At 73.0% G+C, this 14,473-nt stretch carries 9 protein-coding genes; 8 read left to right on the top strand and 1 reads right to left on the bottom strand.

The genetic code is table 11. From position 1 onward, the window contains the following. Positions 1–31 precede the first annotated feature (31 nt). The gene (locus ACQP2F_RS18660) at positions 32–1,921 is read right to left on the bottom strand and encodes a S8 family serine peptidase (protein ID WP_433305656.1); all 1,890 of its coding nucleotides are present in this window, start codon (positions 1,919–1,921) and stop codon (positions 32–34) included. Between the two features lie 172 nt (positions 1,922–2,093). Here ACQP2F_RS18660 and ACQP2F_RS18655 point away from each other — a divergent pair, with 172 nt between their 5' ends. From ACQP2F_RS18655 to ACQP2F_RS18620, 8 genes are all read left to right on the top strand, one after another. Continuing rightward, entirely contained in the window at positions 2,094–6,185 is a 4,092-nt protein-coding gene (locus tag ACQP2F_RS18655; RefSeq protein WP_433305654.1) for a SpoIIE family protein phosphatase, read from the top strand. Beyond that, positions 6,182–6,478 (top strand): STAS domain-containing protein, encoded by a 297-nt coding sequence (locus ACQP2F_RS18650; RefSeq protein WP_433305653.1) that lies wholly within the window; start codon positions 6,182–6,184, stop codon positions 6,476–6,478. The genes ACQP2F_RS18655 and ACQP2F_RS18650 overlap by 4 nt, the downstream gene beginning before the upstream one ends. A gap of 90 nt (positions 6,479–6,568) precedes the next feature. Beyond that, complete coding sequence (locus ACQP2F_RS18645) at positions 6,569–7,483, top strand: ABC transporter ATP-binding protein (RefSeq protein WP_433305651.1); 915 nt, start codon at positions 6,569–6,571, stop codon at positions 7,481–7,483. Continuing rightward, positions 7,480–8,832: an ABC transporter permease gene (locus tag ACQP2F_RS18640; RefSeq protein WP_433305649.1), complete on the top strand. Its 1,353-nt coding sequence runs from the start codon at positions 7,480–7,482 to the stop codon at positions 8,830–8,832. Before ACQP2F_RS18645 ends, ACQP2F_RS18640 begins: the two co-directional genes overlap by 4 nt. A 4-nt stretch (positions 8,833–8,836) precedes the next feature. Beyond that, complete coding sequence (locus ACQP2F_RS18635; protein WP_433305647.1) at positions 8,837–11,554, top strand: alkaline phosphatase family protein; 2,718 nt, start codon at positions 8,837–8,839, stop codon at positions 11,552–11,554. Positions 11,555–11,666: 112 nt separating this feature from the next. Continuing rightward, positions 11,667–12,287 carry a hypothetical protein gene (locus ACQP2F_RS18630; RefSeq protein WP_433305645.1) on the top strand — a complete coding sequence of 207 codons (621 nt, stop codon included), beginning with the start codon at positions 11,667–11,669 and terminating at the stop codon, positions 12,285–12,287. Between the two features lie 240 nt (positions 12,288–12,527). Beyond that, on the top strand, positions 12,528–12,968 hold the full coding sequence (locus ACQP2F_RS18625; protein ID WP_433305644.1) for an SRPBCC family protein: 441 nt from the start codon (positions 12,528–12,530) through the stop codon (positions 12,966–12,968). Between the two features lie 202 nt (positions 12,969–13,170). Beyond that, positions 13,171–14,463: a Gfo/Idh/MocA family protein gene (locus tag ACQP2F_RS18620; protein WP_433305642.1), complete on the top strand. Its 1,293-nt coding sequence runs from the start codon at positions 13,171–13,173 to the stop codon at positions 14,461–14,463. Positions 14,464–14,473: the final 10 nt, after the last annotated feature.

Genomic DNA, 14,473 nt, shown 5'->3' with positions numbered 1-14,473 from the left:
GGTGTGACACTAGAGGGCCGGCGAGGCCACGTCACTTGTGTGTGACGGTCTTCTGCACCTTCACCGCGGCGTTGTTGCGGTCGGTGCCGGTGACGGTGAGCGTGCCGCTCTTCGTCGCCTTGGCCGGGGCGACCGAGAGCGAGGCGGCGCCGGCGGAGCCGACCTTGACCGAGCCGAGCGTCACGGTCCGGGCGCCGTAGGTCTCGCGGGCGGTGAGCGTCGTGCCGGGCTTGAGGTTCGCGGCCTTGATGGTGATCTTCGAACCGGCCGCAGCGCTGATGGTCGCCGCCGGGTACCTGGCGGCGGCGCGGACGGTCACCGGCGCCGAGAGCCCGGCCGGCCCGAACGACCGGACGGTGTACGTGTACGTCGTCCCGGCCGCGACCTTGGCGGTGAACGTGGTGGTGCTCGACGACACCGTCGCCAGCAGCGTGGCGCCGCGGTAGACCCGGTACCCGGTGAGCGGCCGGGCGGTCGTTCCGGTGACCTTGGTCCAGGTCAGCTTCACCGCGCCGGCCGCGGGCGTGGCGGTCAGCCGGGCGGGCGCGGGGGGCGCCGCCGGAGCCGGGGCGGTGACGGTCGGCGAGGGCGCCGGCTTGGCAGTGGCCGGGGCGGTGGTCGGGGCGGTGGTCGGGGCGGTGGTCGGGGCGGTGGTCGGGGCGGTGGTCGGGGCGGTGGTCGGAGCCGGGACGGCCGGGCCGGCCGTAGGCGTCACGGACGGGGTGGGCGAAGGGGTGGCGGTCGGCGTGGGCGACGGCGTCACCGCCCCGAAGTCGGAGCCGGTGATCAGCCGGTACGGGTTGAGCAGCCCCGCGCCGAAGGAGGGGTCCCACCCGGCGGCGCCGAGATCGGTCGCCGACGTGGTGAGCGCGGAGGTCACCTGGGCCGGGGTCGTCGCCGGGTGCGCGGCGCGGTACAGGGCGGCGGCCCCGGACACGTGCGGCGTCGCCATCGACGTGCCGGACATGTAGACGTACGAGCCGGTCTTGGCGTCGAGGCTGAGGATCGTGACCCCCGGCGCCGCGATCGTGGCGGTGCCGCTGTAGTTGGAGAACGAGGCGTGCGCGTTGGTCCGGTCGGTCGCGGTCACGCAGATCGACCCCGGCGAGGCGCCCGGCCACATCTTCGCGTTGTCGGTCGCGCCGTTGTTCCCGGCCGCCGCCACCACCGTGACCCCGTGGTCGGTGGCGTACTGGATGGCCGTGTCGTAGGAGGCCGAGTAGCCACCGCCGAGCGACATGCTGAGCACGGTCGCGCCGTGGTCGACGGCCCAGACGATGCCCCGCGCCGTCGCGGTGCTGTTCCCGCTGCCGTTGGCGTCCAGGACGCGTACCGGCATGATCCGCACCCCGGACGCCACGCCCTCCACCCCGATGCCGTTGTCGCCGACCGCGCCGATCGTCCCGGCCACGTGGGTGCCGTGCCCGTTCGGGTCGACGCAGCCGTTCCCGCCCGAGCTGGTGGTGTAGGAGTCGGCCACGAAGTCGGCGCCCAGGTCGCAGCGGATCTGCCCCGGGTTCCAGTCGGCCATGGCCGCGTTCACCCCGGAGTCGATGACCGCCACGATCTGGGTCGAGAGCGAGGAGAGGTACGGCTTCACGTCGTCCACGTGCAGCGTGTCCATGTCCCACTGGTAGCCGCGGTACGGGTCGTTGCTCGTCGCCGCCTCGACCGAGACCGGCTGCTCGAAGGCGTGCCCGATCGACCCCGGCATGGCGTCGGCGAGCCGCACCTCGTCGGCGACCGTGCGGGCCTCGACCGGCACGAAGTCGATGCTGCCGTCCGCGCCGACGACCTGGGCGACCGTGTCGGCGGTGCCGCCGGACGGCGATGACGGGGAGGCGAGCGCGGGTGCGGCCGGGCCGAGCGACCCGGCGAGAACGGCGGAGGCGACGACGAGGTGACGAAGAGCGGAAGCCATGCCGTGCCGCATCGGCAGCCGGCGCCGGGAACGGAGAAACGGCCCGGTTGCGTTTCGGGTTCCGGCCGGTTCGTGTGCCCCGCCGGTGGTAGCCGCCAGCGCGGGCAGGCCGTCGCCTGGCATGCTGGGCCGGGAACGCATAGGCGAGCGATGATCAGGGAACAGACGGGCGATGAGCGAGGACGTGCGGCAGGTTTTCGCGGGCGGCGGTGACGTCGGCCGCGACCTGGAGACCGTGGTGTGGGAGGCGACCCCGCTGGGTTCACCGGCCGGCTGGCCGCAGAGCCTGCGCACCGCGGTGAGCATCCTGCTGTCCTCACGCTTCTCGATGTGGATGGCGTGGGGCCCGCAGCTCACGTTCTTCTGCAACGCCGCCTACCGGCGGGACACGCTCGGCCACAAGTACCCGTGGGCGCTGGGCCGGCCGGCCAGCCAGGTCTGGGCCGAGATCTGGGACGACATCGGCCCCCGCATCGAGTCGGTGCTGGCCACCGGGCAGGCGACCTGGGACGAGGCGCTGCTGCTGGTCCTCGAGCGGTCCGGCTACCCGGAGGAGACGTACCACACGTTCTCGTACAGCCCGCTGCGGGACGACGACGGCGCGGTCGTCGGCCTGCTCTGCGTGGTCAGCGAGGAGACCGAGCGGGTGATCGGCGAGCGGCGGATGGCGACGCTGCGCGACCTCGGCTCCGACCCCAGCCGGATCCGCAGCGAGGAGCAGGTGCTGGGGTTCGCCGGCACCCAGCTCGCCCGCAACCCGCGGGACCTGCCGTTCACGCTGACCTACCTCTTCGACGGCGAGGGCGACGGTGACGGCGCGCGGCTCGCCGGCGCCACCGGCATCGCGGCCGGGCATCCGGCCGGCGACCCGGCGCGATGGCTGCCGCGGGCGCCCCGCGGCGGCGACTCGGTGCTGGTCCCGCTGGACGGGATCGCGGACCTGCCGTCCGGTGACTGGCCGGCGCCGCCGACCGAGGCGCTGCTGGTCCCGCTGCTGCAGCAGGGCGGCACGCCGTACGGCTTCATGGTGGCCGGCCTGAACCGCTACCGCGTCCTGGACGAGGCCTACCGCGGCTTCGTCGAGCTGGCCGCCGGGCACGTGGCGGCCGGCATCGGCAGCGCCCGCGCCTACACCGCCCAGCAGCGCCGGGCCGAGGAGCTGGCCGAGCTCGACCGGGCCAAGACCACCTTCTTCTCCAACATCAGCCACGAGTTCCGCACCCCGCTCACCCTGATCATGGGTCCGGTCGAGGAGCTGCGGACCCGGGCCGCGATCGACGACGAGTGGGTGCGGGCCGAGCTCGACGTCATCCACCGCAACGGGCTGCGGCTGGGCAAGCTGGTCAACACGCTGCTCGACTTCTCCCGGATCGAGGCCGGCCGCATGCAGGCCCGCTACGAGCCGGTCGACCTCGGCACCGCCACCGCCGAGCTGGCCAGCGTGTTCCGCTCGGCCGTCGAGCGGGCCGGGCTGACGTTCGAGGTGGACTGCCCGCCGCTGGGACGGCCGGTCTTCGTCGACCGCGGCATGTGGGAGAAGATCGTCCTCAACCTGCTGAGCAACGCGCTGAAGTTCACCTTCTCCGGGGGCGTCCGGATCGGCGTACGGGCGGAGGAAGCGCACGCCGTCGTGACGGTGACCGACACCGGGATCGGCATTCCCGAGCCGGAGATGCCCCGCCTGTTCGAGCGGTTCCACCGAATCGAGAACGCGCAGTCCCGCTCGAACGAGGGCAGCGGCATCGGCCTGGCGCTGGTCAAGGAGCTGGTCGAGCTGCACGGCGGCACGATCACCGCGGAGAGCCGGGCCGGCGCCGGCACCACCTTCGTCATCCGGCTGCCGTTCGGGGCCGGGCACCTGCCGGCCGATGCGCTGGTGTCGGCCGGCAGCGCCAGCACCGTGAGCGCCACCGCCGACCCGTACGTGCAGGAGGCCCTGCGCTGGGCCGGGCCGGACGACGAGGCGCCGGCCGACGCCGGGAGCGGCCGCACCGCCCGCACGCCGGCCCGGGTGCTGGTCGCCGACGACAACGCCGACATGCGCGACTACCTGACCCGGTTGCTGCGCTCGGCCGGCCACCAGGTACAGACCGTGGCCGACGGCCGGGCCGCGCTCGAGGCGGCCCGCGCCCGCAAGCCCGACCTGATCGTCAGCGATGTGATGATGCCCCGGCTGGACGGGCTGCAGCTGGTGTCGGCGGTGCGCGCCGACCCGCGGACGGCCGGCACGCCGGTGCTGCTGCTGTCGGCGCGGGCCGGGCAGGAGGCCTCGATCGAGGGCCTCGAGGCGGGCGCCGACGACTACCTGGTCAAGCCGTTCTCCTCGGCCGAGCTGCTGGCCCGCGTCCAGGCCAACGTGGAGCTGTCCCGGCTGCGCTACCACCAGGCCCGGTGGCGCACGGCGCTCATCGACTCACTCCAGGAGGCGTTCTTCGTCTGCGACGAGGACGGCGCGGTCATCGAGATCAACTCGACCTTCACCGACATCCTCGGCTACGGGACCGACGGCCTGCCCTACCCGCCGGTTCCCCCGTGGTGGCCCGACCCGCAGACCGATCCCCAGGGTCACCAGCAGGTCGCCGAGGCCCTCGCGATGCTGGTGAAGCAGAGCCGCGGCTCGTACACGGTGCCGGTGCGGCATCGCGACGGGCACGTGCTGTGGGCCGCGGCCTCGTTCAACCAGGTCACCGACCCGGACACCGGCCGCCGGGTGATCGTCGGCACGTTCCGCGACGTCACCGCCGAGCATTACGCGGTCCAGCGGGACAACGCGCTCGCCACCCTCAACGTGCGCCTCTCCCAGGCCGAGAGCCTCACCGGCGCGATGCGCAGCGTGCTGGCCGCGCTGGCCGAGGTCTGGCAGGCGACGACCGTCTACGCCGCGGTCTTCAACGGCGCCGAGACGCCCGCGCTGCACACCACCGAGCCCCGCCGGCACTGGGACGACCTCGACGAGTCGCTCCGCCGGGAGCTGGCCGCGCTGCGTGACGCGCCGCTGCTCGCGCCGGTGGCCGAGCGCACCGGCGGCGCCGGCGTCGCGCTGGAGCATCCGGACGGCACGATGGCGCTGCGGATCGAGCTGGCCGAGAACCGCCCGTTCACCGAGCAGGACCAGACCCTGCTGGCGCTGCTGGCCGGCAACCTCGCGCAGGGCCTGCACCGGATCTACCAGATCGACCAGCAGCGGGAGACCGCGCTGGCGCTGCAGCGGGCCATCCTCGGCCCGGCCCAGCTGCCGCTCGGCTTCGCGGTCCGGTACGCGCCGGCGACGCGCCCGCTGAAGGTCGGCGGCGACTGGTACGACACCGTCACGCTCGCCGGTGGACGGATCGGCATCGTGGTCGGCGACTGCGTCGGGCACGGCCTGCAGGCGGCGACCGTCATGGGCCAGCTGCGCAGCGCGTGCCGGGCCCTGCTGCTGCAGAACACCGACCCGGCGCAGACTTTGGCCGCGCTCGACCGGTTCGCCGCCCAGCTGCCCGGCGCGATGTGCGCGACCGTGTTCTGCGGCGTGCTCGACCCGGAGACGGGCGACCTCGCGTACTCCAGCGCCGGCCACCCGCCGGCCGTGGTCAGCCTGCACGACGGCACGATCGTCCTGCTCGACCAGGGCCGGTCGCGGCCGCTCGGGGTTCGCACGGCCGGCGACCGGCCCGAGGCCCGGTACCAGGTGCCGCCACGGGCGACCCTGCTGCTCTACACCGACGGGCTCGTCGAGCGCCGCCGGCAGCCGCTGACCGCCGGGATCGAGCGGGTGGCCGGCACCGTCCAGCAGGGCCGCTCGTCCACCCTGGAGGACCTGGCGACCGACGTCATGGCCGGGATGGCGCCGGACGGCGGTTTCGACGACGACGTGGCCCTGCTGCTCTACCGCCAGCCCGGCCCGCTCGAGCTGGACTTCGACGCCGAGCCCGGCCGGCTCGCGACCGTGCGCGCGGCGCTGCGCGGCTGGCTCGCCCGGTGCGGCATCGACACCACGACCTCGCAGAACGTGCTGGTCGCCGCCGGCGAGGCGTGCGCCAACGCGATCGAGCACGGGCACCGCAACGTCACCCGCGGGCGGATCCGCCTCGTCGCCGCCGCCAGCGCCGGGAGCCTGCGGCTGACCGTCTCCGACAGCGGCCGCTGGAAGACACCGCAGCCCGAGGCCAACCCGCACCGGGGACGCGGCCTCATGCTGATGCGGGCCATGATGACCGAGGTGACCATCACGACCGGCGCCGCCGGCACCATCGTCGACCTGTACACGAGGATTCCGGGATGAGCACTGCGCTGACTCTCGCCACCGACCGCCGCAAGGACGGCACCGTCGTCCTCGCCGCCGTCGGCGAGATCGACATGAGCAACGCCGAGACCTTCGCCGACGCGCTCGCCGAGGCCCGCACGGCGAGCGACGGGGTGTTCGTGGTCGACCTGACCCAGGTGGAGTACATCGACAGCGCCGGCCTGGCCGCGCTGTTCCCGCACCTCGAGCACCTGCGGCTGATCGCGACGCCGCTGCTCGGCCCGGTCCTGACCATCGCCGGCATGGATGATCTGACGACAATCATGAATTGATCGACCGTCGTCTTCTGTTCCACCCACGTTTGACCGCCCGCCGCTTCCTGCGACTTACATCTATTCCTACGGTTCGTAGGAGGGCGGCGCATGGAGACTGTCCGCGCTATCCGGGCGCGTCAGGTCCGGAAGGGCTTCGGCGAGGTCGTCGCGCTCGACGGTGTCGACCTGGACGTCGCACCGGGCCAGATACACGGCCTGGTCGGGCCCAACGGCGCCGGCAAGACCACGCTGCTCGGCCTCCTGCTGGGCCTGGCCGTCGCCGACGGCGGCAGCCTCGAGATCCTCGGCACGCCGGTCCGCCGGGCGCTGGACACCCCGGCCGGCGTCGGCGGCTTCGTGGATGGCCCCGGCCTGTATCCCACGCTCACCGCCCGGCAGAACCTGGCCGCGCTGGCCGGACTGCGCGGCCGGGACCGGCGCACCGCGGCGATCGGCGCGGCGCTCGACGAGGTCGGGCTCACCGACGTCGCCGACGACCGGGTGCACGGCTTCTCGCTCGGCATGCGGCAGCGGCTGGGACTGGCCGCCGCCCTGCTCACCGAGCCCCGCCTGCTGGTGCTGGACGAGCCGTCCAACGGCCTCGACCCGGCCGGCAAGCGGCATGTGCACCGGGTGCTCACCGGCCTGGCCGCCGACGGCGTCACGGTCGTGCTCTCCAGCCATCGCATGGACGACGTCGAGGCGCTCTGCTCGGAGGTGACCATCATGTCCGCCGGGCGCGTCGCCTTCTCCGGACCGCCGGCCAAGCTGGCGGCCGAGAGCCGCGAGCTGGACTACCGGCTGGTCACCTCGGACCCGGCCGCCGCCCGCGACCTCGCCGCCTCGGTCGCCGGCGTCGAGGTCGTCGGCGAGCCCCTGGTCGTCCGGACCCGGGTACCCGCCCTCGACGAGCTGGTGGCCGGGCTGGTGACCGCCGGGATCGCGCTGCGCGAGCTGACCCCGCTCGTGTCGCCGCTGGAAGCGGCCTTCCTGTCCCTCACCGAGCGGGAGGCCGGCGAATGACCGCGACCCTCGAGCGTCCCGTGGCCGCCCGCCCGGTCCCGCTGCACAGCGGCTACCGCTTCGAGCTGGTCAAGCTGGTCGCCCAGTGGCGGATCCGGCTGCTGGTCCTGGCCTGCTGGCTCGGGCCGGGCCTGTTCGTCGCCGCGGTCAGCCTGCAGAGCACACTGCCGGTGGACACCCTCTTCGGCCGCTGGATGCACGCCACCGGCTGGGCCGGCCCGCTGGTCATGCTCGGCTTCGCCGGTCTCTACGCGCTGCCGCTGCTGACCTCGCTGGTGGCCGGCGACGTGTTCGCGGCCGAGGACCGGCTCGGCACCTGGCGGCACCTGCTGGTGGCGGTCCGCTCGCCCCGGCGCCTCTTCGCCGCCAAGGCCCTGGCCAGTCTCACCGTCATCCTGCTGCTGGTGACCGGCATGCTGGTGTCGAGCTCGATCGGCGGCGTGCTGGCGGTCGGCAACCGGCCGCTGGTCGGCCTGGACGGGCACGTGCTGAGCGCCGGGGACGCGGCGGCGCGGGTGGTGCTCGCCTGGGCCTGCGCGCTGGCGCCGACCCTGGCCCTGGCCGCGATCGGGCTGCTCGGCTCGGTGATGCTCGGCCGCTCGCCGGTGGGCCTGCTGCTGCCGGCCCTGGTCGCGCTGGCGCTGCAGCTGGCGCAGATGCTCCCGCTGCCGCTCGCCGTACGCCTGGCGCTGCCCGGCTACGCCTTCCTGTCCTGGACCGGCCTGTTCACCGGTCCCGCCCAGACCGGGCCGCTGCTGATCGGCGTCGGCGTCGGCCTGCTCTGGGCGGCGGTCGCGACCGGGCTGGCGTACCTGCTGTTCGTGCGGCGGGACTTCACCGACCTCGCGTACGAGGGATCCGGCCGTCGCGCGCTCCGCTACGGCGTCCTGCCGCTGGTCGTCCTGCTGGCCGTCCCGGCCGGCGCGATCGCCGCCGGCACCGGCGCCACCGGCTCGGGCATCGGGCAGGAGAAGGTGCAGCGCTCGGTCGCCACCGCGTTCGCCCACCTGTACCGGATCCAGACCGCCGAGCTGAACCGCCCGGACGTCACCGAGCAGCAGCTGCGGGCCACCGCCGAGTGCGCCCGGGGCGGCGGGCAGCTCGACCCCGAGGGCGCCGGCAACGACTGGCACTGCGTCGTCTCCTGGCACCTGCCCGGCACCGAGGCCGCCGGACAGGCCGTCTACCAGCTCGATCTGACTCCCGACGGCCGGTACACGGCCGACGGCGACGGTCCGAAAGAGGTCAACGGCTACTTCCTGGTGCACACCCCGTCCGGGGATGCGCCCAACCCGCTCTGGCAGTTCGACGGCAATGTCGATCTGCTGCTCACCGAGCCGAAGGGATAGCTCAGTGCAGGTAACACGGCGCCGGCGCGAACGCGCCGGCCGGCGGACCTCCCTGCTCACCGTGGGGACAACCGTGCTGGTGGTGGTGGCCGGCGGCGGCATCGCCTCCGCCGGCACCCGGCAGTTCGGCACCGACCAGGTCGGCCAGGTCACGCACCGCGGCCAGGTGGTCTCCGCCGACCAGTACATCGACCCGATCGGCACCCGGCTGGTCATCGACAACGGCAAGATCATGTCGTCGGCGGTCAGCCCGGACGGCACCCACCTCGCGGCCGCGGTCGCCGACGGCGGGATGGCGCTGGCCATCGTGGACCTCAAGTCCTGGAAGGTCCAGCAGCTGATCGGCAACAACGCCAAGGCCGACCTGCGGATCAGCGGCAACGACGTGGGCCAGGAAGGCCCCGCCTACTCCCCCGACGGCACCCAGCTCTGGCTGAGCCAGGCCGACGGCTACCGCAAGTTCACCGTCAACGCCGACGGCAGCCTCGCCAACCCGGTGTTCGTGCCGATCGCCGCCGACGGCACCAAGCGGGCGCTCGTGGCCCAGGCGGCCTTCTCGGCCGACGGCACGACCGTCTACTCGGCGGTGAACGGCCAGAACAAGGTGGTCGCCATCGACGCCGCCACCGGCGCCGTCACCCGGACCTGGGCGGTCGGCATCGCGCCGCGGGACGTCGCGCTGGTCGGCCACAAGCTCTACGTGAGCAACGAGGGCGGCCGTACGGCGCGGGCCGGCGACACGACCATCAACTCGTACGACACGCCGGTGCCGGCCGACCCGGTGACCGCCGCGACGACCACCGGCACGGTCAGCGTCATCGACGTGACGAGCGCGTCGGGCGCGGTGAAGAACATCAAGGTCGGCCTGCACCCGACCGCCGTCTACGCCGCCCGCGGCGCGGTCTTCGTCACCAACACGGCGACCAACGACGTGTCGGTCATCGACACCGGCCGCGACAAGGTCGTCCAGACCATCGCCACCCGGCCCTGGCCCGAGGCGTCGGTCGGCTACGAGCCGGACGCGGTGAACCTCACCGGCGACGGGCACCTGCTGGTGTCGCTGGGCCGGGCCAACGCGATCGCGGTCTACCGCTACTTCGGCGCCCAGTTCCCGGTCAGCTACGTCGGCCTGCTGCCGGCCGACTACTTCCCGGCCGAGCTGGCCACGGTCGGCACCGACATCCTGGTCTCCAACACCCGCGGCATCGACGCCCGCCGGCCCACCACCGCGGCCGGGCACGGCACCCACGACACCACGTCGAGCCTGGTCAAGTTCGCCCTGCCCAGCGACCGCGTCATCCGTGCCTCGACCGCGAAGGTGTTCGCCCAGAACGGCTGGACGCCGGGCTCGGTGACCTACGGGAACCACTACGCCAAGGCCACCCCGGTCCCGGCGCGGCTCGGCGACCCGTCGACCATCAAGCACGTCTTCCTGCTGGTCAAGGAGAACCGCACGTACGACCAGATGTTCGGCGACGTCGCGGACGGCAACGGCGACCCGGCCCTGGCCGAGTACGGCGAGAACGTGACGCCCAACAACCACGCGCTCGTGCGGCAGTTCGGGCTCTTCGACAACACGTACGACATCGGCACCAACTCGGCCGAGGGGCACAACTGGCTGATGCAGGCCGACGACCCCGAGTACACCGAGTCCTCGGCCGGTGAGTACATCCGCAGCTACGACACCGAGGACGACGCGCTCGGCCACCAGAAGACCGGGTTCCTCTGGACCGGCGCCCAGGCGGCCGGCCGGACGGTCCGCGACTTCGGCGAGTTCCACCAGTTCCTCACCAAGCCGGCCGGGGCCACCTGGCAGAACCTCTACTGCGACAGCAAGAACATGGCGGCGACCGGGGCGGACACGGCGTACCCGTTGATCTCGTCCTCCCCGATCCCCTCGCTGAACGCGGTCTCGGTGCCCGGCTTCCCGAAGTTCGACACCGACGTGCCGGACATCTACCGGTACGAGATCTGGAAGAAGGACTTCCTGAAGAACGGCCCGGCGAACCTGAACATGTTCTGGTTCTCCAGCGACCACACCGGCGGCCCGCCGAACGGCGCCGCCCAGGTGGCCGACAACGACCTCGCGCTGGGCAAGCTGGTGGACACCATCTCGCACAGCAGATACTGGAAGGACTCGGCGATCTTCGTGGTCGAGGACGACTCCCAGGCGGGCCTCGACCACATCGACGGCCACCGGGCCCCGATCCAGATCATCAGCCCGTACGCCAAGCGCGGTGTCGTGGACAACCACTACTACTCGCAGATCACCATGATCCGCACGATCGAGCAGATCCTCGGCGTGCACCCGATGAACCAGAAGGACAGCGCCGCCAGCCCAATGACGGCGGCGTTCACGTCCCGGCCGGACTACACACCGTTCACGGCGCTGCCCAACCGGACGTCGCTGACCGCGGGCCTCACCACCCTGCCGCCCTGCGGCGCCGACGTGCCGGCCGCCCAGGACCCGGCGGCGGCGGCCGCGCCGACCGGCGTCGTGCCGGCCGGCGAGAAGCAGCTCGCCGCCCAGTGGGACAGCTGGAAGGCGCAGCAGAAGCTGACCGGGCCGACCGCCCGGGCCGACTTCGCCAACCCGGCCCAGATGAACCACTTCTCCTGGTACCAGTCGCACGACTGGAAGAAGCCCTACCCGGGCGAGTCGGCGATCGTCGCCCCGGCCCAGGTGCCGGGCGCGTACATCCCGCCCGCCGAAACGGATTGAGTCCCGGCTGACCGGAAATGCTGAAGGTGGGATGGCCCCGATGTGCACCGGGGCCATCTCCCGTTTCAGGAGGACTTCAGGCCGGCGTCAGGCCCGCCGGGACCCTGGCGCCATGTCCAGAACCTTCGCCCGACTGCTGGCCGTCGCCCTCGGCGCGGCCGGCACCCTGTTCGCGGTGATCCAGGCCGGACCGGCCCAAGCGGCCGACACGACCACCATCACCGCCGTCGCCGACAGCGGCTTCGCCGCCACCGCCGGCGAGGATCGGCCGCGCACCATCACCTGCATCATCTCGACGAACGCGCCGTACGCCGCCCCCGACAACCACGGATATCCGATCGTCGTGGCGACCGGCGTCACCCACTGCACCAGCAACGTGGCCGAGATCGCCCAGACCCACGACCTCTTCTGGGGTGGCACCCGCAAGTCCGAGCGATACCTGCCCAGCTGGGACACCCACGAGGTGCCCACTTACCCGGATGCCCCGTGCATCGCGGGCCCGTGGCTCTCGTCGGCCGAGGCCTGGGTCTACTTCCCGGCCGGCTACTACCCGCCGCTCGGCATCATCCACATCTCCGCCCAGTCCTCGGTGACCACCGACGACTGCGCCGCCATCCTCAACGGCGGCGGTGGTGGTGGTGGTGGTGGCGGTGGCAGCGGAGGTGGAGGTGGCGGCGGCGGCTGCGTCATCACTTGCCCGCTTCCCCCGATCGACGCCCTGGTCCGCAACTGACCCCTGCCAGGCCGAACGGACGGCGGTGGCCCGGCGGGTCAGGTAGCGCTGCTCGTCGGGGCCGGCCGTCATCGAGGCCGCCCTCGGCAGGACTCGTGGGCGGCCTTGAGGTCGCCCGCCTACCCGGCCGCCACACACCCCGCCACCGCACGGTCCCGCCGGCCCTCCACCCACCTGCCGGCGGTGTTCTCCGCCGCCGGAACGCTCTCCGGCCGGCCGGAATGAGCGGAGGATGAGGTGATGACCGTCGACGTGGCCAGCGAAATCGTCATCCACCGCCCGTGCCCGGAGGTGGCGGCCTACGTGGCGGATCCGTCGCATGCATCCGAGTGGTACGTGAACATCAAGTCGGTCGCGTGGCGCACGCCGCCGCCGGTGACGGTCGGCTCCCGCGTCGACTTCGTGGCCGCCTTCCTCGGGCGGCGGCTGGCCTACACGTACGAGATCGTGGAATTCGTCCCCGGCGAGCGCATGGTGATGCGCACCGCGCAGGGCCCGTTCCCGATGGAGACCACCTACACGTGGCAGCCGGTCGATGCACAACGGACCCGGATGACGCTGCGCAACCGGGGTGAGCCGGCGGGTTTCGCGCGGGTGACCGCGCCCATGATGGCGGCCTCGGTGCGGCGCGCCAACCGGAAGGACCTCGCGAACCTCAAACGGCTGCTGGAGGGCCCCTAGCGGCCGAGCAGGACGGGCACGCCGCGGCCATCCCGCCGCAGCCCGAGATCGCCGGATCGTGGCGCCACCAGCGGGCCGGGAAGCTGCGGATCGAACCCTGGACCGAGCGGCTCGACCCGGCCGCGCGCCAGGAGTTCGAGCGATTCGTCGCCTGGTACGGCAAGACCGACAGCTGACGCCGCCACAACACGTACGGTGTGCTATGGACTCTACGAAGGACCGGGCGATCGGCCGTCCCGGGGACGGCGCGGTCACGCTGGCGGTGGTCGGCGCCGGCATCCGCGGTCAGCAGTACTCCCGCCTCGTTACCCGGAGCGCGCGGGGGCGGGTGGTCGCGGTCGCGGAGGCGGATCCCGCTCGGCGGTCGGCGTTCGCGGAGACGTACGCGCTGCCGTCGTCCGCCGTCTTCGCCGACTGGCGTGAGCTGGCCGCCGCCGGGAAGATCGCCGACGCCGCCGTCATCGCCACCCAGGACCGGCTGCACCTCGATCCGGCCGTGGCCCTGGCCGGCCTCGGGTACCACCTGCTGCTGGAGAAGCCGATGGCGCCGACCGAGCAGGAGGCGGCGCGGATCCGGGCCGCGGTCGAGGCAGCCGGCGTGATCGGGGCGGTGTGCCATGTGCTGCGGTACACCCCGTACACCCGCGTGCTCAAGGGCCTGCTCGACGAGGGGCGGATCGGCGAGCTGGTCAACGTGCAGCATCTGGAGCCGGTGGGCTGGTGGCATCAGGCCCATTCGTTCGTCCGCGGCAACTGGCGCAACGAGGCCGAGTCGGGCCCGATGCTGCTGACCAAGTCGTGCCACGACCTGGACTGGCTCGCGTACCTGGTCGGGGACGCCCCGCGGTCGGTCGCGTCGTTCGGCGGCCTCGCCCACTTCCGCCCGGAGAAGAAGCCGGCCGGGGCCGGGCACCGGTGCGTGGACTGCGCCGTCGAGCCCGATTGTCCCTACTCGGCCGTGCGGCTGTACCTGGGCTGTCTCGGCGACGAGCGGCGGACGGCCTGGCCGCTGTCGGCGGTGACCGGCGACCACACCCGCGAGGGCGTGCTCGAGGCGCTGCGCCAGGGCCCGTACGGCCGATGCGCCTATGAATGCGACAACGACGTGGTCGACCACCAGGTCGTCGCGATGCAGTACCCGTCGGGGATGACCGCGACGTTCACGATGACCGCGTTCACGCCGATGGGCCGCCGCCAGACCCGGCTGTTCGGCAGCCACGGCAGCATCGAGGGCGACGGCCAGGTGCTGCGGGTGACCGACTTCCGCACCGGCGCGACCGAGACGCTCGACTCGGCCGGACCGGGCGACGGCCACGCCGGCACCGGCCACGACGGCGGCGACGGCGGCCTCGTGGAGGCGTTCCTCGACGCCGTCCGGGCCGGCGATCCGGGCCGGCTCCGCTCCGACATGGCGACCAGCCTGGCCTCGCATCGGGTGGTCTGGGCGGCCGAGCAGGCCCGGCGCACCGGTCAGGTGGTGCACCTCGGATATTGACCGTCACGGT

The organism is Actinoplanes sp. CA-030573 (assembly GCF_050951115.1).
Lineage (GTDB): Bacteria > Actinomycetota > Actinomycetes > Mycobacteriales > Micromonosporaceae > Actinoplanes.
This window is presented reverse-complemented; position numbering and strand designations above follow the sequence as displayed.